The organism is Enterobacter sp. RCC_40 (assembly GCF_041360735.1).
GTDB lineage: Bacteria > Pseudomonadota > Gammaproteobacteria > Enterobacterales > Enterobacteriaceae > Enterobacter > Enterobacter ludwigii.
Map to the genome: position 1 here is coordinate 3,460 of NZ_JBFUPR010000012.1, position 19,577 is coordinate 23,036.

16 protein-coding genes and 1 tRNA gene are annotated in these 19,577 nt (G+C 51.7%); 8 read left to right on the plus strand and 9 right to left on the minus strand.

Features of this window, described 5'->3' with window-relative positions; all coding sequences use genetic code 11:
• Nucleotides 1-6: 6 nt before the first annotated feature.
• Together AB6731_RS22395 and AB6731_RS22400 are read left to right on the plus strand one after the other, a co-directional pair.
• Nucleotides 7-82 (plus strand) — tRNA-Ala (locus AB6731_RS22395).
• A 213-nt stretch (nt 83-295) separates the two neighbouring features.
• A complete protein-coding gene (locus AB6731_RS22400) occupies nt 296-2,485 on the plus strand; it encodes an EAL domain-containing protein (protein ID WP_025203504.1) in 2,190 nt (729 codons plus the stop codon).
• Between the two features lie 44 nt (nt 2,486-2,529).
• Here AB6731_RS22400 and AB6731_RS22405 read toward each other — a convergent pair whose 3' ends face one another.
• Nucleotides 2,530-3,717 carry a NupC/NupG family nucleoside CNT transporter gene (locus AB6731_RS22405; RefSeq protein WP_014171069.1) on the minus strand — a complete coding sequence of 396 codons (1,188 nt, stop codon included), beginning with the start codon at nt 3,715-3,717 and terminating at the stop codon, nt 2,530-2,532.
• A 350-nt stretch (nt 3,718-4,067) separates the two neighbouring features.
• On the opposite strand from AB6731_RS22405, the gene AB6731_RS22410 reads away from it, so the two are divergent.
• Nucleotides 4,068-5,306 carry an Nramp family divalent metal transporter gene (locus AB6731_RS22410; RefSeq protein ID WP_020883097.1) on the plus strand — a complete coding sequence of 413 codons (1,239 nt, stop codon included), beginning with the start codon at nt 4,068-4,070 and terminating at the stop codon, nt 5,304-5,306.
• A 75-nt stretch (nt 5,307-5,381) separates the two neighbouring features.
• Here AB6731_RS22410 and AB6731_RS22415 read toward each other — a convergent pair whose 3' ends face one another.
• Both AB6731_RS22415 and mgrA read right to left on the minus strand, forming a co-directional pair.
• On the minus strand, nt 5,382-5,729 hold the full coding sequence (locus tag AB6731_RS22415) for a DUF2502 domain-containing protein (protein ID WP_014171067.1): 348 nt from the start codon (nt 5,727-5,729) through the stop codon (nt 5,382-5,384).
• Nucleotides 5,730-5,856: 127 nt separating this feature from the next.
• Nucleotides 5,857-6,855 (minus strand): L-glyceraldehyde 3-phosphate reductase, encoded by a 999-nt coding sequence (mgrA, locus tag AB6731_RS22420; RefSeq protein WP_371006821.1) that lies wholly within the window; start codon nt 6,853-6,855, stop codon nt 5,857-5,859.
• Nucleotides 6,856-7,039: 184 nt separating this feature from the next.
• Here mgrA and ipdC point away from each other — a divergent pair, with 184 nt between their 5' ends.
• A complete protein-coding gene (ipdC, locus tag AB6731_RS22425; protein WP_106503383.1) occupies nt 7,040-8,698 on the plus strand; it encodes an indolepyruvate decarboxylase in 1,659 nt (552 codons plus the stop codon).
• On the opposite strand, the gene AB6731_RS22430 is transcribed toward ipdC, so the two are convergent.
• Entirely contained in the window at nt 8,699-9,934 is a 1,236-nt protein-coding gene (locus AB6731_RS22430) for an ion channel protein (RefSeq protein WP_020883101.1), read from the minus strand.
• 205 nt (nt 9,935-10,139) lie between these two features.
• On the opposite strand from AB6731_RS22430, the gene glk reads away from it, so the two are divergent.
• Nucleotides 10,140-11,105 (plus strand): glucokinase, encoded by a 966-nt coding sequence (gene glk, locus AB6731_RS22435; protein ID WP_020883102.1) that lies wholly within the window; start codon nt 10,140-10,142, stop codon nt 11,103-11,105.
• A 32-nt stretch (nt 11,106-11,137) separates the two neighbouring features.
• Here glk and AB6731_RS22440 read toward each other — a convergent pair whose 3' ends face one another.
• Both AB6731_RS22440 and AB6731_RS22445 read right to left on the minus strand, forming a co-directional pair.
• Nucleotides 11,138-11,869, minus strand: a complete 732-nt coding sequence (locus AB6731_RS22440; RefSeq protein ID WP_025203509.1) for a LytTR family DNA-binding domain-containing protein — start codon at nt 11,867-11,869, stop codon at nt 11,138-11,140.
• Nucleotides 11,870-11,882: 13 nt separating this feature from the next.
• Complete coding sequence (locus AB6731_RS22445) at nt 11,883-13,580, minus strand: sensor histidine kinase (RefSeq protein ID WP_025203510.1); 1,698 nt, start codon at nt 13,578-13,580, stop codon at nt 11,883-11,885.
• Nucleotides 13,581-13,965: 385 nt separating this feature from the next.
• Between AB6731_RS22445 and alaC the strand changes: the two genes are divergently transcribed.
• Entirely contained in the window at nt 13,966-15,204 is a 1,239-nt protein-coding gene (gene alaC, locus AB6731_RS22450) for an alanine transaminase (RefSeq protein ID WP_014171059.1), read from the plus strand.
• Nucleotides 15,205-15,256: 52 nt separating this feature from the next.
• Here the strand turns inward: alaC and ypdK are convergent, their stop codons facing one another.
• From ypdK to AB6731_RS22465, 3 genes are all read right to left on the minus strand, one after another.
• Nucleotides 15,257-15,328: a membrane protein YpdK gene (gene ypdK / locus AB6731_RS22455; RefSeq protein WP_099458937.1), complete on the minus strand. Its 72-nt coding sequence runs from the start codon at nt 15,326-15,328 to the stop codon at nt 15,257-15,259.
• A gap of 354 nt (nt 15,329-15,682) precedes the next feature.
• Nucleotides 15,683-16,603: a kdo(2)-lipid IV(A) palmitoleoyltransferase gene (gene lpxP / locus AB6731_RS22460; protein WP_025203512.1), complete on the minus strand. Its 921-nt coding sequence runs from the start codon at nt 16,601-16,603 to the stop codon at nt 15,683-15,685.
• Between the two features lie 283 nt (nt 16,604-16,886).
• Nucleotides 16,887-17,363, minus strand: coding sequence for a WbuC family cupin fold metalloprotein (locus tag AB6731_RS22465; RefSeq protein ID WP_371006822.1), 477 nt, complete (start codon nt 17,361-17,363; stop codon nt 16,887-16,889).
• Between the two features lie 173 nt (nt 17,364-17,536).
• On the opposite strand from AB6731_RS22465, the gene AB6731_RS22470 reads away from it, so the two are divergent.
• Both AB6731_RS22470 and tssB read left to right on the plus strand, forming a co-directional pair.
• Nucleotides 17,537-18,205, plus strand: a complete 669-nt coding sequence (locus AB6731_RS22470) for a helix-turn-helix domain-containing protein (protein ID WP_371006824.1) — start codon at nt 17,537-17,539, stop codon at nt 18,203-18,205.
• Nucleotides 18,206-19,062: 857 nt separating this feature from the next.
• Nucleotides 19,063-19,563: a type VI secretion system contractile sheath small subunit gene (tssB, locus tag AB6731_RS22475; RefSeq protein ID WP_163304563.1), complete on the plus strand. Its 501-nt coding sequence runs from the start codon at nt 19,063-19,065 to the stop codon at nt 19,561-19,563.
• Nucleotides 19,564-19,577 lie beyond the last annotated feature (14 nt).

Here is a 19,577-nt window from a genome sequence, read left to right on the forward strand (position 1 = left end):
TACGGTGGGGCTATAGCTCAGCTGGGAGAGCGCTTGCATGGCATGCAAGAGGTCAGCGGTTCGATCCCGCTTAGCTCCACCAAAATTTGAACCCTCGTCGAAAGACGGGGGTTTTTTTATGCTTTTGTAAAACTCTTCACCCTAATTTGTTGCTGAAATAGAGGTGTTTTTGTACCTCACCTCAATCAAAATCAATAAAGCGGTCTATAAATAGACTTCAACTTGATTCGCGCAATTAATAAACCTATTATCCATCCGGTCAATGATACGAATGGAAAATAGATTATCTAACTTAATGAATAGAAAAACTTACAATAATGTAAAGATATTTATAACTGCCCTGGCACTTTGCCTGGTTGCGGTGCCATTCTCCCGTTATATCTCTCCGCGCGCTGTTGTTAATGGTCATGACGTATATTTAGCATGGCTGCCTTTAAGCGTAATGCTGGCGGTTATTCTGGTATTTGGGCGTCGGGCGGTTATTCCTGTTCTGTTAAGTTTTACTATCACTAATATATTCAGCATTGATTTAGCACCGCTACAATATTCAGTTTTATTGTTCTGTCAGACGTTCTCGGTGTTTGCGGGGTGCGGCATCCTCAGGATCATACTGGGCAAGCGCTGGCGCTACTGCGTGCCGAACAAGCATATTGGGTTACGGATATTTTGGCTCGGCTTTATGGTACCGATAGGCATAAAAGTGTCGATGTACCTGGCAGGTTATTTGTTCCATTTCCCGGTTACTATCTCAACCTTCTTCGGTGAAGGTACCGCAATTTATAACGTAGTCGATATACAAAGTCTGATCTGCGCGGCGTTGATATTTACCATGATGTTCTATTATCCGTTAAGAATGATAATTAATCCACGTTATGCCATCACCTTCTGGCGACGCAGTGTGAAGCCCGTGTTTTTTCAAAAGAAATCGCTATATATATTAGTCTGGCTGATGCTTTTAATCGTCATCCTCGCAATTTTATGTGCTCCTTTTGAGTCACCTATTATTGCGGGCTATTTAATGCCAGTGATTTTTATTCTCTTTACGTTAGGGATCAGTCGCCTGAGCTACGCGCTCATTTCTCTTTTCTGGGCGGCATCCGCACTTCTGCTGTTGACCTATAACTATAATTTCCTCAATGGCGTGGAGTCAGGCCATTCGCTCTCCTTTATTTTGTCTGTCCTTATCTCTTTCGCCATCTGTTTGCTCTACATGTCGCGGATTTATCAGCGCAGCGAGTGGCTGAAGCAGGACTGGCAGGACAGGGCGCTAACCGATCCGCTGACCGGTTTACCGAACATTCGTGCACTGGAAGATTTTTTGCAGGACCACCCTGATGCCAAAGTGTGCTGTCTGCGAATGGACAACCTCGAGTTCTTGAGTCGTCACTACGGCATTCTTATGCGGGTACATTGCAAACGGATGGTGACCACCTCGCTGCAGCCATTTTTGCAAAAAGATGAGCGGCTTTTCCAGCTCCCGGGCAGCGAACTGGTGCTGGTATTGCTGGGGCCGGGAACCGCTGAGCGCCTGCAGCATATGGTCGATCAGCTGAACAGCCGTAAGATTGTCTGGAACAACACCGGGCTGGATATTGAATTTGGCGCTTCCTGGGGAATGGTTGAGAACGGTGAGAAGTTACACCATACGCTGGGGCAGCTCAGCTGGCTGGCTGAGCAATCTTGCGGAGCGCATAATGTACTGGCGCTCACCAATAGCCTCGAGGTGGCATCAGGACAAACAACCGAGCGGGTTTTGATGTTAGCGCGCATCAAACATGCTCTGGATGCCGGACAGTTTCATTTATACGCTCAGCCAATCCAGAAGGCAGATGGTAGCGGGTATTACGAAATACTGACGCGCATGGAAAGCGAGGGCGAGATCATCACCCCAGACCGCTTTATACCGCTGATTGCCCAGTTTAACCTGAGCCACCGCTTCGACATGTGCGTGATGGAAAAATTACTGGTGTGGCTGCGCGATCATCCAGCGACGCATGCCGGAGTGCGTTTTTCTGTCAATCTGATGCCCCTGACGTTGATGCAAAAAGAGGTGGCCATCGAGATTTGCTCGCTCTTTGAACGCTATGGGGTTGCACCACAGGCGGTGGTGATTGAGATCACCGAAGAGCAGGCTTTCTCTAATTCGGGCAGCAGTATCAAAAACATTCAGCAGTTGCGGGACTGCGGTTTCCGGATCGCGATTGATGATTTCGGCACCGGATATGCCAACTACGAACGTCTCAGACGTCTGCAGGCGGACATCATCAAAATTGACGGGTGCTTTGTAAAAGATATCTGTACCGATGATATGGATGCGATGATCGTGCAGTCGATTTGCAACCTGGCGAAGACGAAATCACTGAGTGTGGTGGCCGAGTATGTTGAAACGCCGGAACAGCGGGAGAAGCTGCTTCACTTCGGGGTCGACTATCTGCAGGGTTACCTGATTGGCAAACCCAAACCGCTTAATGAATTACGGACATAAAAAAACCGGGAGCTGAGCTCCCGGTTTTTATTTCGCTGCAGGTGTTACAGTACCAGTGCCGCAATAGAGGCAGACAGTACGCTCACCAGCGTAGAACCGTAAACCAGCTTCAGACCGAAGCGAGAAACCACGTTACCCTGTTCTTCATTCAGACCTTTAATCGCACCGGCGATAATACCGATGGAAGAGAAGTTAGCGAAGGAGACCAGGAACACGGACAGGATGCCTTCCGCGCGTGGAGAGAGCGTGCTGGCAATTTTCTGCAGATCCATCATTGCAACGAATTCGTTAGAGACCAGTTTGGTCGCCATGATACTGCCTACCTGCAGCGCTTCATGTGCAGGAACACCCATCACCCAGGCAACCGGGTAGAAGATGTAGCCCAGAATGCCCTGGAAGGAGATACCCAGAACCGCTGCGAACAGGGCGTTCAGAGCAGAAATCAGGGCAATAAAGCCGATCAGCATCGCCGCAACGATAATCGCCACTTTGAAACCAGCCAGAATGTACTCACCCAGCATTTCGAAGAAGCTCTGACCTTCATGCAGATTTGCCATCTGCAGGTTCTCTTCGCCTTCGTCAACACGGTACGGGTTGATCAGAGAGAGAACGATAAAGGTACTGAACATGTTCAAGACCAGCGCGGCAACCACGTATTTAGGTTCCAGCATCGTCATATACGCACCCACGATAGACATGGAGACGGTAGACATTGCGGTGGCTGCCATGGTGTACATGCGGTTGCGGGACATCTTACCGAGGATGTCTTTATAGGCGATGAAGTTCTCAGACTGACCCAGGATCAGGGAGCTGACGGCGTTGAACGATTCCAGTTTACCCATGCCGTTAACTTTAGAGAGTACGGTACCAATGGCGCGGATAACGACGGGCAGAACACGAATGTGTTGCAGAATACCGATCAGCGCAGAGATGAAGACGATAGGGCACAGTACCTTCAGGAAGAAGAACGCCAGACCTTCGTCGTTCATTTTACCGAAGACAAAGTTCGTCCCTTCGTTGGCGAATCCGAGCAGTTTTTCGAACATTTCGGAGAAGCCTTTTACGAAGCCAAGCCCCACGTTGGAGTTCAGGAAGAACCACGCGAGCAAAACTTCAATAACGAGAAGCTGAACAACAAAGCGGATGCGGATTTTTTTACGGTCATGGCTGACCAGTAACGCAAGCGCAGTAACGACAACGAGTGCCAGGACAAAATGAAGGACGCGGTCCATATTTGCTCCAAATATGAGGCAGGTTTAATTTTCGTGCACATTCTATGTAACAAGCGAAAAGAAAACGAGATCAAGGACACACTATAGTTACATCCTGTGACGAGTCTCAAAATTAGTGATCCACAATACATTTTTGTTATGTTAGGTAAATGCGTGAAAAGTTAAGTTTGTGTGCTAGTCTTCACAAAAGCGTGCGCGATTGCAGGTTTTGTTAGATCGCCCCACCTTACCCGCCCGTCTATTGTTCAAAGCTATCAGAGAAATCACTATAAACTCACTAAATGATCTTGATAATCATTCTCATTTTGATAGCATTAAACATAGCAAAGGCTATATTTCCAGAGGCAGAAATGACAAACAGTCGCGTAGAGGGTAGCAGTGGCAGAGCAGCGCGCAAGTTGCGGTTCGCGTTAATGGGACCTGCGTTCATTGCTGCCATCGGCTATATCGATCCAGGTAACTTTGCGACCAATATTCAGGCCGGGGCCAGCTTCGGCTATAAGCTGCTCTGGGTGGTCGTGTGGGCTAACCTGATGGCCATGTTGATCCAGATGCTGTCTGCGAAGCTGGGGATTGCCACGGGCAAAAACCTGGCTGAACAAATTCGCGATCATTATCCGCGTCCGGCGGTATGGCTTTACTGGGTTCAGGCGGAAATTATCGCCATGGCAACCGACCTCGCCGAATTCATCGGGGCCGCGATTGGTTTTAAATTGATCCTCGGCGTCTCGCTGCTTCAGGGCGCAGTGCTCACCGGGATTGCCACTTTCCTGATCCTGATGCTGCAGCGTCGCGGTCAAAAACCGCTGGAAAAAGTTATCGGTGGGCTGCTGCTGTTTGTGGCGGCGGCCTATATCGTCGAGCTGATTTTCTCTCAGCCGAATCTGGCACAGCTCAGCAAAGGGATGATTATCCCGAGCCTGCCAACCTCTGAAGCGGTGTTCCTGGCCGCCGGTGTGCTGGGCGCAACCATCATGCCGCATGTCATTTACCTGCATTCCTCGCTGACTCAGCACCTGCACGGCGGGACGCGCAAAGAGCGTTACTCTGCGACGAAATGGGATGTGGCGATCGCCATGACCATTGCCGGTTTTGTGAACCTGGCGATGATGGCGACCGCTGCCGCCGCTTTCCATTTTAACGGTCACACCGGTATTGCCGATCTCGACCAGGCATACCTTACGCTGGAGCCGTTATTGAGCCATGCTGCTGCCACGATATTCGGGCTGAGCCTGGTGGCGGCCGGTCTCTCGTCAACGGTTGTGGGGACGCTGGCAGGGCAGGTGGTGATGCAGGGCTTTGTCCGTTTCCACATTCCGCTTTGGGTTCGTCGCTCCGTGACCATGCTGCCCTCCTTTGTTGTGATTCTGATGGGGCTGGATCCCACGAGAATTCTGGTCATGAGCCAGGTACTGCTGAGTTTTGGTATCGCGCTTGCACTGGTGCCGCTGCTGATCTTTACCAGTGACAAAAGCCTGATGGGCGAACTGGTGAACAGCACGCTGGTGAAACGAACCGGTTGGGTCATTGTGGCGGTAGTGGTGTCGTTGAACCTGTGGCTCCTGGTCGGCACTGCACTGGGGTTATAGCGTCGCGTTGAACGAAAGAAAAAGGAGCCGGGAGGCTCCTTTTTGCATTACTGATGATGCATTACTGATGACGCATTAGTGATGATGGCCGTGACCACCGTGTCCTCTGCCACCGTGACCCCAGCCACCGCGGCGGTCGTCACGATCGTTCCAGCCTTCACGGTAACCACGCTCATAGGCGTTGTTTTTGTACCAGCCGCGATGCAGGCCATTATCATGTCTGCGCCAGCGGTCGCCGCGCCACTCATAGTGACGGTTCCAGTAATCACGGTCGCGCCAGTAGCCACCGTCCCAGTATCTGCCGTAGTCGTCACGATCGCCAATTTGTAATTTAACTGATGGCAACAGGGTGATTTCGCCCGCAGTGGCGATCAGCGGGGCCGAAGCCAGTAATACCGCTGCAAGAATCAGTGACCTGAACATACTCTTTCTCCTTCACGATCGGGGCCTTTGTGGGGCCTGTTAACGCAATATTACGAGTTGGTAAAGGCTCGTTTCATCGCCTCAACTCCTAATTCATGAATGAGAGCACTTTTTGCTAAAAGTGATTTTATTTTGAGCTGTTCAGGATCCCATCAATGATTGCCAGTTCTTCCGCCGAGAAATGGCGGTTTTCCAGCATTGCCACGGCATCGTCAATCTGGGCAGTTTTACTGGCCCCAATCAGCACTGACGTTACCGACTCGTGGCGTAAAATCCACGCTAGCGCCATCTGTGACAGTTTCTGGCCGCGGTTTTCCGCCAGCGCGTTCAGTTGACGAACCTTTTCCAGCTTCTCTTCGGTGATCTGATCGGGATTAAGGAACTTACTGCCGCTTGCCGCACGCGAGTCTGCAGGAATACCGTTCAGGTAGCGGTTAGTCAGCTGTCCCCCCGCCAGCGGCGAGAAGGGAATGCAGCCGACGCCTTTTTCCTGCAGCACGTCCAGCAGGCCTTCCTCTGGCGCACGTTCAAACATCGAATATTTCGGCTGGTGGATCAGACACGGCGTCCCAAGGTCGTTCAGGATATCGATAGCCTTGCGGGCCTGTTCTGCAGGGTAATTTGATAACCCGACGTAAAGGGCTTTTCCCTGGCGCACCACATGGTCAAGCGCTTTCATGGTTTCCAGCAGTGGCGTTTGTGGATCAGGACGGTGATGATAGAAGATATCCACATATTCCAGCCCCATACGCTTCAGGCTTTGATCCAGGCTGGCAACCAGATATTTGCGTGACCCCCAGTCGCCGTAGGGGCCATCCCACATGGTATAACCCGCTTTGGTCGAGATGATCAGCTCGTCGCGCCATGGCAGGAAATCTTCCTGCAAAATGCGACCGAAATTACGTTCGGCTGAGCCGGGAGGAGGACCGTAATTATTGGCAAGGTCGAAATGCGTAATACCCAGATCGAACGCGCGTTGTAAAAGTTGACGGCTTTTTTCGACAAGCGTGGCGTCGCCAAAATTGTGCCACAACCCGAGTGAGATAGCGGGCAACCTGAGTCCGCTTTGCCCGCAGCGGCGATACTGCATTGTCTGATAACGATTTTTGTCCGGCTGGTAACCCATTCTGATGCCCTCTGGCGCTGAAAGGAAAAATCAGTGTATACGTTTACATTTACGTGAAAAAAAAGAGCATAGCGCAGCCTTTTTTGTAAAGCATTCTTTCCATGCCCTTCTTACGACCAATTCTGGACAGCCATCACGCTTCTTTAATACTCAAAGTGAGGTCAACGTCAGAAGGACACCTGTTATGCGAACCCCATACTGCGTCGCCGATTACCTGCTGGACCGTCTTACAGATTGTGGTGCCGATCATCTGTTTGGCGTGCCGGGCGACTATAACCTGCAGTTTCTCGACCACGTAATAGACAGCCCGGATATTTGTTGGGTGGGCTGTGCCAATGAGCTGAACGCATCCTATGCCGCTGACGGATACGCCCGATGTAAGGGCTTTGCCGCGCTGCTGACCACATTCGGCGTTGGGGAGTTAAGTGCCATGAACGGCATTGCCGGCAGCTATGCCGAGCATGTCCCGGTTTTACATATTGTGGGGGCGCCGGGTACGGCGGCACAGCAAAGGGGAGAGTTGCTGCATCATACGTTGGGGGATGGGGAGTTCCGTCACTTTTATCATATGAGCGAGCCGATCACCGTCGCACAGGCGGTCCTTACCGAACAAAATGCCTGTTATGAAATCGACCGTGTGTTGACAACCATGCTTCGGGAACGCCGCCCCGGTTATCTGATGTTACCCGCCGATGTGGCAAAAAAAGCCGCCACGCCGCCTGTAAACGCTCTCACTCATAAGCAGGCTCATGCCGATAGCGCCTGCCTGAAAGCGTTCCGGGATGCTGCTGAGAACAAACTGGCGATGAGCAAACGTACCGCGCTGCTGGCCGACTTCCTTGTTCTGCGCCATGGCCTGAAGCATGCGCTACAGAAGTGGGTGAAAGAGGTACCGATGGCGCACGCCACCATGCTGATGGGAAAAGGGATATTCGACGAGCGTCAGGCGGGTTTTTACGGCACATACAGTGGTTCAGCCAGCACCGGTGCGGTAAAAGAGGCGATTGAAGGGGCTGACACGGTATTGTGTGTTGGCACGCGTTTTACCGATACCCTGACGGCCGGGTTCACGCACCAGCTTACACCGGCGCAGACCATTGAAGTTCAGCCGCATGCCGCACGCGTCGGGGATGTCTGGTTTACCGGCATCCCAATGAACCAGGCGATTGAGACGCTGGTCGAACTCTGTAAACAGCACGTGCACACTGGCCTTATGTCGTCGTCATCCGGCGCAATACCGTTCCCGCAGCCGGACGGTTCGCTTACCCAGGAGAATTTCTGGAGAACGTTGCAAACCTTTATTCGCCCGGGGGACATTATCCTTGCCGACCAGGGAACATCGGCCTTCGGCGCGATTGATCTGCGCTTACCGGCTGATGTGAACTTTATCGTCCAGCCGCTGTGGGGCTCGATTGGTTACACGCTGGCGGCGGCGTTTGGTGCACAAACCGCATGCCCAAACCGGCGCGTGATTGTGCTGACGGGGGATGGCGCGGCCCAGCTCACCATTCAAGAACTAGGCTCGATGCTACGTGATAAACAGCACCCCATTATTCTGGTGCTCAACAACGAAGGCTACACGGTTGAGAGGGCTATCCACGGGGCGGAGCAGCGGTATAACGACATTGCTTTGTGGAACTGGACGCACATTCCGCAGGCGTTGAGCCTCGATCCTCAGTCTGAGTGCTGGCGGGTCAGTGAAGCGGAACAGCTGGCGGACGTACTTGAAAAAGTGGCGCACCACGAGCGGCTCTCGTTGATTGAGGTGATGCTCCCGAAAGCGGATATCCCGCCGCTGCTCGGGGCGCTTACCAAAGCTCTGGAAGCGCGTAATAACGCCTGATTACTTGTCGTTTCGCCAGGCCATCATCATCGGTTTGCCCGCCAGCAGGAGCCAGGCGGGCAACATCACGATACAGAGCAGGGGGAAGAGCGTTGAATCCGGCACCACTACCGCCGCCATAAACAGGCTCAGCCACGCATCGCGCGTCACCACCAGCACCAGCCCCAGAATTGAGCAAGAGACCGTTATCGCTGCCGGCACCGCATCCACATGTTCATGCAGCATCAGCCCCAACGCCACGCCGATAAACACCGCCGGGAAGATACGCCCACCGCGGAACCCACATGCTGCAGCTACCACCAGCGCCGCCAGTTTAACCAGCGCAAACAGCAGGTAATCAGACACGCTGAACACCTGGCTGAAAGCCAACTGCTGCATTTCATCAAGGCCTTTAAACAGCGTTACCGTTCCGCCGATAGCCCCTAATACGCCCAGCATCAGACCACCCGCCCCCAGAATCAGCACCGGGTGCTTCAGCCGGTGCATCAGACGGTGCAGGCGCGGAAGGCACCATACCGCAATCATCCCGAGTGCAATGGCGATCGCGACGACGATGGCACCGCTGAAAATATCGGCAATATGCATCTGGCCGTAGTGGGGCAGAGAGAGTGAGAAATGAGGATGGAAAAACAGACTGGTCGTGAGCGCGCCAGCCGCAGCGGCCATCAGCGGCGCAAAGAGTTTATCCCAGAGCGGGACGTCGTTATTGCTGGTAAGCGTCTGAGAAAAAATAAGGGCGGCGGCAACGGGCGTGCCGAAAAGCGCCCCGATGGTGCCTGCAGAGGCGAGGATGGTCCAGTCCAGCGCACCGACCCGGGGTAAAATGCGCGAACCGAGAAAGACCGCCATACCAATGTTTACCGCCATGATGGGGTGTTCAGGACCAAGGCTGACACCGCCCGCCAGACCCAGGATCAACGCGATAATCAGCCCCGGCAGCGCCGAGGGGGGAACGGGCGCACCGATCAGTGGCTCAAGCGCCGGATCCGGCCCGGCGTGCCCGGGGCTAAAGCGGATCACCAGACCCACCGCAACGCCGGTGAGCGTCAGCATCAACATGATCCATCCCGGCGAATCCACACTGACGCCCAGTTGTGCAGGAAGCGCCGTCCATAACATCGCCTGCAACACCGACGCGACTTTCATCACGACAATGAGCACCAGACTTGAGGCAACGCCAATGATCAGCGCCGGTATTGCCAGTAAGAGCATGGTTCTGGCTCGCGGATGGAGCATGATGATTTCCTTGTACAAAACGCTATTACGTTACTTTGCACAATCAGCTTTATGGCAATAGTGCAAAAGGTGCTGAAACGGTAAAGTTATTCTGTGACGAAGATCGATAATCCACGGGCATTCACCTTCCGGTCGTTGTTGTTATCACGCCTTGAACTTACAGTGTCCCAAAGATTTATTCTGACTTTAGCGGAGCAGTAGAAGAATGACAAAGTATGCTTTGGTAGGCGATGTGGGCGGCACGAATGCTCGCCTTGCCCTATGCGATGTAAATAGCGGTGAAATTTCCCGGGCGAAAACCTATTCAGGGCTGGATTATCCAAGTCTTGAGGCCGTTGTTCGGGTCTATCTTGAAGAGCAACAGGTGAGCATCGAAGACGGATGTATCGCCATTGCCTGCCCGATTACCGGTGACTGGGTGGCGATGACCAACCATGTCTGGGCATTTTCCATCGCTGAGATGAAAAAAAACCTTGGTTTTGCGCATCTTGAAATCATCAATGACTTTACTGCCGTGTCCATGGCGATCCCGATGCTGAAGCCAGAGCATCTGATTCAATTTGGCGGTACAGCGCCAGTAGAAGGTAAGCCGATTGCGGTCTACGGTGCCGGTACCGGTCTTGGCGTTTCACATCTGGTCCACGTCGACCAGCGCTGGGTAAGCCTGCCGGGTGAGGGCGGTCACGTGGACTTTGCGCCCAACAGCGAAGAAGAGGGCATTATCCTCGAAGAGCTGCGCGCTGAAATCGGCCATGTCTCCGCCGAGCGCGTGCTTTCCGGTCCGGGTCTGGTGAATCTGTACCGGGCGATTGTAAAATCAGACGGCCGTCTGCCGGAGAATCTGCAGCCAAAAGATGTGACCGAGCGCGCGCTGGCGGACAGCTGCATCGACTGTCGCCGTGCGCTGTCGCTGTTCTGTGTGATCATGGGACGGTTTGGCGGCAACCTGGCGCTGACGCTGGGCACCTTCGGGGGAGTCTATATCGCGGGCGGGATCGTACCGCGTTTCCTCGACTTCTTTACAGCCTCAGGCTTCCGCGGTGCGTTTGAAGACAAAGGTCGCTTCAGAAGCTATGTGCAGGACATCCCTGTGTACCTGATTGTGCACGATAATCCAGGCCTGCTTGGCTCGGGCGCGCACCTGCGTCAGGTACTGGGTCAAATCCTCTGACGACTATCCCTCTCCTGCGGGAGAGGGGATTTTTACAGATGCATCAGCTGGCGGAACTCTTTCACCTTGCTGCGACTCACCGGGACCTGAAAATCAAGATCCTTCAGACGCAAAATATAGGTGTTGTTAAACCACGGTTCGATCTCGCGGATCTTGTTTAGATTGACGCAAAACGAACGGTGACAGCGGAAAAAGTGCGCCGCCGGCAGTTTGTTGCAAAACTCGGTGATGTTCATTGCCATCACGTACGATTCACGCCGTGTATAGACAAACGTCATCTTCTCGTGCGCTTCGGCATAGTAGATATCGTCGATAGGCGTCACGATGATGCGTTCATCCTTGACCAGGTTTATGGTGTCGTTTTCACGTATCGCCGGGCTTGCGTTAGCAGGCGTGGCCTGTTGTTGCCATGCGGCTTCCAGCTTTTGCAGCATGCTGACAATACGCGATTCCTGGTAAGGCTTCAGAATATAGTCAAACGCTTCCAGTTCGAAGGCTTCTACGGCGTGCTCTTTCCAGGCGGTGACGAAAACAATAAACGGCTTATGAGCAAACTGATTAATATTTTGCGCCAGTAATACACCGTCCAGTGATGGAATGTTGATATCCAGAAAAATGGCGTCGACCCGGTTATGCTGCAAAAACTTGAGTACGTCCAGACCATCCTCAAAGGTACCCACAATCTCCATCTGGCTGTGCGTTTTGATAAGCCAGCTCAGCTCCTGTTGAGCCAGAATTTCATCTTCCACGATGATGACTTTCATTGATTACTCCGGCCTATGGCAACAGTGATGTCGCCGCATGAACGGGGGAGCGTTCATTCGGGACGTAAAAAGCAATTTCGGTGCCGGGTTCGAGACGGTGAATGTGCAGTCCGTCGCCGAACAACAGCTTGACCCGATGGTGCACGTTCAGCAGTCCAATTTTATTGCCCGGCATTTCGTTAGACTCCACGCGCTCAATGACTTTTGGATCAATACCATGGCCGGTATCGCGCACGGCAATGCGCACGCGGTTACCGCTTTCGGTTACGCTGATGGTGACCACGCCTTTACCTTTACACGGCTGAATGCCGTGAACAATCGCGTTTTCCACCAGCGGCTGGATCAGCAGGCTTGGGATCACACAGTTGACCTCTTCATCGATATCGTAAATCACCGTGAGCTTGTCACCAAAACGGGCCTGCTCAATCGCGATATAGTCCTTGATCTGATACAGCTCTTTTTTGATGTCGATCTGCTCGTCATCGTTCAGTTCAATGTTGTAGCGCAGGTAGCGCGACAGATTGAATATAAGCTGACGCGCGGTGTCCGGATTCATCCGGATGGAGGACGAGATGGCGTTCAGCGCGTTAAACAGAAAATGAGGATTGATTTTGCTCTGAAGCGCGCGCAGTTCTGCCTTATTTGCCATCTCGCGCAGCTGTTCTGCACGGGAAACTTCCAGCTGGGTAGAGATAATCTGCGACAGGCCGATGGCCATCTCCTGAAGCGTGGAGGTGATCTGGTGCGCGTGGCAGTAGTAGATTTTTAGCGTGCCCGTTACCACGCCTTTTTCCCACAGCGGAATCACCAGCATGGAGTGGATTTCCGGCGTTCGGTGAGCTTCATCATTGTTCTTAATGATGATTTTACCGTAGTTGATCGCCTGTCGGGTGGTGGGGCTAATGGTGTCGTCATTATCGCGGTAATTGTGTTCCCCGACGCCGACGTAAGCCAGTACGTGGTCGTTATTGGTAATGGCGACCGCATCGGCATGAATATCGCGGCGGATAATATCGCAGACCTGACGTAACGACTCCGCGTTCACATGGCGGAAGAGTGGCAGCGTTTTGTTGGCGATATCCAGCGCCAGCTTCGCCTGACGCGCGGCACTGGCCTCTTTTTCTCCCTCAACGCTTTGTACCAGCAGCACGATAAAACCGATGCAGACGCTGCCAAGGATCATGGGAATACCGATTTTCGAAACGATATCCAGCCCCAGTGCGATAGTGGGGGCCCACACCACCACCAGGATCATGGTCAGCGTTTCGCACACCATGCCGGCGATGATCCCGGCGCGCCAGCGCTGTTTTTTCGGGATCTTGCGGTTAATCCATCCTGACAGTACCCCGGCAATAATACTGGTAATAAAACAGGGAATTGCCGTCACGCCACCGATATCAATCAGGTAACGGTGCGTACCGGCAATCAGTCCGGTGATGACGCCGACCCACGGGCCAAACAAAATCCCGCCGGACATGACGGCAATGATACGCACGTTAACCAGCGATCCCTCGACCGGCACGCCGGACCAGGTGCTGAACAACGCGAACAGCGAGAAGATCGCGGTGACGGCCAGCAGCTCTTTTGGCGAGTGCGCAGACTTGTGCAAAAGCTCGCGGAACAGGCGAATGCGGATAAGGAAAAACAGGCAAATCAGCATTAATGCCGCGCGGTCAAAAACCGCCAGCAGCATATTGAATATTTCGTGCACGAGTAGACCAGGGAAAACGGGAAAGAACCATGATAAAAAACCTGGCGCGTATTGACCAGCTATCCGTCAGGTTTATCAAATGGGGAAAAACCCTGTTTTGCAAAGGGGATTATCAGGAGAGGGCTGAAGTCTCCCGATTTTTTTGTGATAACGCCTGAGCAGGTAACGGTTTTGATATCATCGTGTTACACAACAGATATCAGAAAGAGGCTGTCACTTCGGACGCTTCCGCTTTTCAATACAGCAGGGTTCCGATTTTAGCGCGCACTCTTTTTTTCATTTCCCTCTCGACAGCATGATTTTTTTCAGGTTATTTTCTAAACATGCCACATCGGTGGCAGCGTCGCTCGGACGGTCCGGGCGCTAACGTTAATCTGAGGAATCTATGGCTGAATTCAGTCCTGAACGCCGTTTTACGCGTATCGATCGTCTCCCCCCTTATGTATTCAACATCACTGCTGAACTGAAAATGGCTGCGCGTCGGCGCGGCGAAGACATTATTGATTTCAGCATGGGTAACCCTGACGGCCCAACACCGCCGCATATTGTTGAGAAATTATGTACGGTTGCTCAGCGTCCGGATACGCACGGCTACTCTACCTCTCGCGGTATTCCTCGATTACGTCGTGCAATTTCTCGCTGGTATCAGGATCGCTACCAGGTCGATATCGACCCTGAAAGCGAGGCGATTGTCACCATCGGCTCAAAAGAGGGTCTGGCGCACCTGATGCTGGCGACTCTGGATCATGGTGATACCGTACTGGTGCCCAATCCGAGCTACCCGATTCACATCTATGGCGCAGTGATTGCCGGAGCGCAGGTTCGCTCCGTACCACTGGTGGAAGGGGTCGATTTCTTTAACGAACTGGAACGTGCGATTCGCGAAAGCTATCCGAAACCTAAGATGATGATCCTCGGTTTTCCCTCGAACCCGACGGCGCAGTGCGTAGAGCTCGATTTCTTTGAAAAAGTGGTCGCCCTGGCCAAACGTTACGACGTGCTGGTGGTGCATGATTTAGCCTATGCCGATATTGTCTATGACGGCTGGAAAGCCCCTTCGATTATGCAGGTTCCTGGTGCACGCGATGTGGCGGTTGAGTTCTTTACGCTGTCGAAAAGCTACAACATGGCTGGCTGGCGCATCGGCTTTATGGTGGGCAACAAGACGCTGGTGAATGCCCTGGCGCGCATCAAGAGTTATCACGACTACGGTACCTTTACCCCGCTTCAGGTCGCGGCTATTGCAGCCCTTGAAGGCGATCAGCAGTGTGTGCATGAGATTGCTGCGCAGTATAAGCGTCGCCGTGATGTGCTGGTCAAAGGGTTGCATGAAGCGGGCTGGATGGTGGACATGCCGAAAGCGTCCATGTACGTCTGGGCTAAAATTCCGGAGCCGTATGCGGCAATGGGATCGCTGGAGTTTGCCAAAAAGCTGCTGCAGGACGCGAAGGTATGTGTCTCGCCGGGCATTGGCTTTGGTGATTATGGCGACACCCATGTGCGATTCGCTCTGATTGAAAACAGTGACCGCATCCGGCAGGCGGTGAGGGGCATCAAGAGTATGTTCCGCGCCGACGGACTTCTCTCATCGAAAAGCGTCACCGAACCTCACGCGTCATCATGACATAAAAAAACAGGAGCCATCGGCTCCTGTTTTTTTGACTGCATGTTCTTCACTAGATCATCAGGGCAAACGTTCCGGCCCAGACTAAAACAATCACCGAAATGCCCATAAAGAAATATTTCACGTTTCATCGCTCCGCGTATCTTGTGGTACGCATTTAAAAACAGAGTCCACCTGATTATAGAGAGCTGAAGTTGGCTTATAGCGGAAATAAGATTTTTCCCGTAATACCGCCGACTCCCGCTCAGAATTCTGTACTTTCCTGTTGCCAGACGGCGCTAATGTACGCCTAAAAATGGGGGGTGACAAGAGGGATTTTTTTAAATAATTTCCGTCACTTACGGGTGTCGTGGAACGGCGACAGTTTGATTTCAGAACGCAATAAATTCACTTTGAGCGACGCAAAGAAAGACAGTACACAGCGTGATTACAGGTCATTGAAAAGGTTAGTTTCTTAACGAAACTAACCTTCTGGAATTTAGATATACAGCGAGGCTTCGCCAAGAGGGCGTGTTTTGAAACGGCGATGCATCCAGAGATATTGCTCAGGCGCACGCATGATTTCCATTTCGATAACTTTATTGATGAACGTAGCGGCTTCGCCTTCGTTTTCCGGATAGTTAGCCATCTCAGGGGAGATATGCAGGCGATAGCCTGATTTATCCGCTTTTCTGACCATCGTGACGGTCAACATGGAGGCACCGGAAAGGCGTGAAATCACAAAGGTACCATTGGTCGTGGCGACATCTTTCACTGCAAAGAACGGAGCGAAGCTACTGCCTTTACGCCCATAATCCTGGTCCGGTGCGAACCAGACGGCCTCACCTTTTTTCAGTGCGCCAACCATGCCGCGCAGGTTGTTACGGCTGATCATCGCCTTATTCGAGCGCATACGACCACGTGTCTGCACCCATTCCATCACAGCGCTGTTGTGCGGACGGTAGGTTGCCATCATCGGCTGGCAAAGCCCCATGACGCGACCCCCCAGTTCCAGAGACATAAAGTGAACGCCGACCACCATCACGCCGCGGTTTTGCAACTGGGCACGTTTCAGGTTATCCAGGCCTTCCACATCAAACCATTTACGAACACGCTCATCAGACCAGAACCATGCCATACCGGTTTCAAGCAGAGCCATGCCGATAGATTTAAAGTTTTCAGCAATCAGTTTTTCGCGCTGTTCCGCATTGTACTGTGGAAAGCAAAGTTCGAGATTTTTACGCGCAATAGACTCACGACGTTTAAGGAAGTGGCGCGATGCGCTGCCAAGCCTGGAGCCCAGAATGCGGATTACGGGATAAGGAAGCTGAACCAGTAACCAGAGCACGCCAAGACCAAACCATGTGAACCAGTAACGCGGGTGCAGAAATGCGCGTTTGAATTTGGATTGTGACAAAATAATGGGAACCTATATAAAGTCGGTGAAAGTCACGCATTGCGTAACCACGTACCTGTTAGACCGTAGTACAAGGTCATGGTTGCAGGCTTTACCGATCTTTACGGCGTTGCCTGGCCATTGCTGACGTTGGGTGGGCGGTATAATGTAGCACCCTTTATACGGTATGTGCTATTACTCGTGCTTGATTAAAAAAGCGGCAATTCGAAAGGTCTTTGATTTTTCTGTTTTTATAAACCAGAACAGATGCGCGACGGCATCTGTTTGGATATTTTGAAAGCAGTCGTTATGCTTTCCAGGGCGCATCGCCAGGCTGTACCTGTTTATACCATGCCATCAGCGCGGCTGTACCGGGCTCTCCCTCGGCGGGGGCCCAGGTAACGAAATCCTCATCAGCCACCGGTTGATAGCCACCGTGTTTAACTTCAAAAATAACGCCGCCGTGATCCAGTGACAGCACGGCATGCCAGGTTCCCGCCTCCATTTCCAGCGCCATACACGCTTCACCTAATACGACGCGACGGGTGACGACGCCCTGGTCGTCAAAATTCAGCACGACAAAACGCCCGCGAAGGGGAAGTAATAGCTCAAAGGTATGCGGATGACGATGAGGGCGAACATAGGTGCCTGGTTCCATCGCGATGGCCAGCCGCTGAACCGGGTCGCTCAGTTCAGGATGAAAGTTACGATGTGCGCGTAAACGCGGGGCGTTAGCCGCCGCTTCACTTTGTTGCTTCAAATCGGAGAGCGTGATTTGTTTCATGGTGGTTGCCTAAAGAGAAGAGGGCCTGTGGAGTAAAGCAGTGGAATTGTAATACGGAATAACATAACCCGTATAAATGAGGGTTCAATCACTGCACATCACCTCTGGAGCATAATAACCTGTGCTGCTAAATTCTCTTTAGCGGCTAAAACGTGACTGACAGGGAAAAGCGGGTGACAGAGCAAATCGATTATCAGATTGAAAAATACAGATTTACCGAGGCGAATGAACCTCCGCGTCTTACCCGTCAGTGGGCCGACGTTTTAAGCGAGTGCAAGGCGATCCAGGCCGGGGCCGAGGCGCGTCTGCGTATTGCCCTGACCAATGTCGATTACGTTACCAGCTTTGAGCTGCCTTTCCGCCTGCTGCTCGTGCGGACACCTCAGTTAATTGCCGGCTTGCGTGATGAACTGCAGCTCAGCCAGAAGAATGTCATTTTTAACGGGAAACGGTTTGGCTGTGTCTGGAGCGTGAAGTCCGATTTGAGCGATGTACCTGACGTTTTTCAATATCATCTGTCCACACGTATACGGCGAACGGAAGCGACACAATTGACCGCGGAACCTTTTCTGCAGATAGCCAAAGAAATTAAGCCCCCCACGGAACGTCTGAAGCGTGCTCTGTTAAGTGGTCTGGAGGTAACCGCACTCGATGCGCTGTTCTGGTTTGGGATCCAGCGGATTGCTGCTGAGGTGTCGCGTCTGAGAAAGGCCGGAATGAGAATTACCACTGCGGAAAAACAGGTATTTGATAATCTTACCGGAACGACTCGCCTTGTGCCGGTGTATCGACGCGCCGATGAGAGCATGGTGTCCCCTGCAGGAATGCAACGGCAGGAATGACCCTTTATTATATAAAGTGAGAGCATGCTTTGGGTTACAGAGGGGGCCCGGTTAAGGGCGTGATGATATCTTTCAGGAAAGTTAAATCAACAACGTTGCACCAGACGGTGTTATACAGATTTCAAAACCAACTTTAATGACGTCGTGTCAGCGTCCTCCCCTCTGTATCCCTGGAACCCTGATTTTAGCAACAAGATAGGGTTGTTGTTCAAGGTTGTGCCCACTCCTCGATTGATGCCTGAGATTTACCTATCACTGGCACTGGGATGAGGCATCCATAAAGTCCCCGTGATATTTCCTTTTCTGATGAAAATAATAAAACTCATTTAAGTAAATAATAAAAAATGGTGAAGGCCTGTAAATGTCGCCAATTTTTTTCGCATAGGCAGGCATGTTCTGCCTTTCATTTTTGATAAAAGTACAAAATCAGATATTTCATGTGATTGATGAGATTTTATACAAAATAGCCCCTAAATTAAATTGATCACTTACTGTACACCCTTATTTCATAAGGGTTAAAGGGGTGTGCAAGAAAATTCTTATAAATCAGAAAGATGATCTTTGGTTGTTAAGATTTCTAGCGGCAATGTTTTGTTACATTTTTTGGTTTCCGATCGGGCAGGGAACGTTCCTACACTCCGGATATTGGGTCTTATCCGAAATTTTTTCATTTCAGACAAAAGCTCAAAAACACAATGTCGATATGCTGGTGAATGGAATGTGCCCGCTTTTAATTCCGGGGTTTTGATTTTCGTCCGATGACGTGAACCTGGAAGCTGTTCTGGCTGGGTTTGCCTTTCTTATTAATTTCTCACTGGCATTGACCGTTTTTATAACTCCATAAAACAGGGATAGCCATGTCTAACTCTTCTTTTCAGTCCGAAATACCCAAGGCACGTATTAATTTAAAGCTTGATTTGCATACGGGCGGAGCGAGCAAGAAAACTGAGCTCCCCCTGAAATTACTGGTGGCGGGAGACTTCAGTAATGGTCAGGAGAGTGCACCACTATCGGAGCGCAAAAAAGTTAATCTGAATAAAAACAACTTTGACTCTGTTCTTTCCGAATATTCCCCAATCGTAAATATTACCGTTAAAAACACGCTTGCTGGTGATGGCAGTGAGGACAACATCAATCTGACATTCCAGAGTATTAATGATTTCTCTCCGGAGCAGGTTTCGCGGCAAATACCTCAGCTGAAGGCCATGCTTTCCATGCGCAATTTGCTTCGCGATTTAAAAGCAAACCTGCTTGATAACCAGGCTTTCCGAAAAGAGCTGGAAAAAATTCTTCTCGATCCTGCATTAAGTGCAGAGCTCAGAGCCGAACTCTCAGCCCTGGCCCCGAAACAGCCATAACGGCCATGTGCTTT

Excerpts from the sequence above, each read along its gene's own strand:
- AB6731_RS22400 (WP_025203504.1), top strand. The coding sequence starts at position 296 with ATGAATAGAAAAACTTACAATAATGTAAAGATATTTATAACTGCCCTG.
- AB6731_RS22405 (WP_014171069.1), bottom strand. The coding sequence starts at position 3,717 with ATGGACCGCGTCCTTCATTTTGTCCTGGCACTCGTTGTCGTTACTGCG.
- AB6731_RS22410 (WP_020883097.1), top strand. The coding sequence starts at position 4,068 with ATGACAAACAGTCGCGTAGAGGGTAGCAGTGGCAGAGCAGCGCGCAAG.
- AB6731_RS22415 (WP_014171067.1), bottom strand. The coding sequence starts at position 5,729 with ATGTTCAGGTCACTGATTCTTGCAGCGGTATTACTGGCTTCGGCCCCG.
- mgrA (WP_371006821.1), bottom strand. The coding sequence starts at position 6,855 with ATGGGTTACCAGCCGGACAAAAATCGTTATCAGACAATGCAGTATCGC.
- ipdC (WP_106503383.1), top strand. The coding sequence starts at position 7,040 with ATGCGAACCCCATACTGCGTCGCCGATTACCTGCTGGACCGTCTTACA.
- AB6731_RS22430 (WP_020883101.1), bottom strand. The coding sequence starts at position 9,934 with ATGCTCCATCCGCGAGCCAGAACCATGCTCTTACTGGCAATACCGGCG.
- glk (WP_020883102.1), top strand. The coding sequence starts at position 10,140 with ATGACAAAGTATGCTTTGGTAGGCGATGTGGGCGGCACGAATGCTCGC.
- AB6731_RS22440 (WP_025203509.1), bottom strand. The coding sequence starts at position 11,869 with ATGAAAGTCATCATCGTGGAAGATGAAATTCTGGCTCAACAGGAGCTG.
- alaC (WP_014171059.1), top strand. The coding sequence starts at position 13,966 with ATGGCTGAATTCAGTCCTGAACGCCGTTTTACGCGTATCGATCGTCTC.
- AB6731_RS22465 (WP_371006822.1), bottom strand. The coding sequence starts at position 17,363 with ATGAAACAAATCACGCTCTCCGATTTGAAGCAACAAAGTGAAGCGGCG.
- tssB (WP_163304563.1), top strand. The coding sequence starts at position 19,063 with ATGTCTAACTCTTCTTTTCAGTCCGAAATACCCAAGGCACGTATTAAT.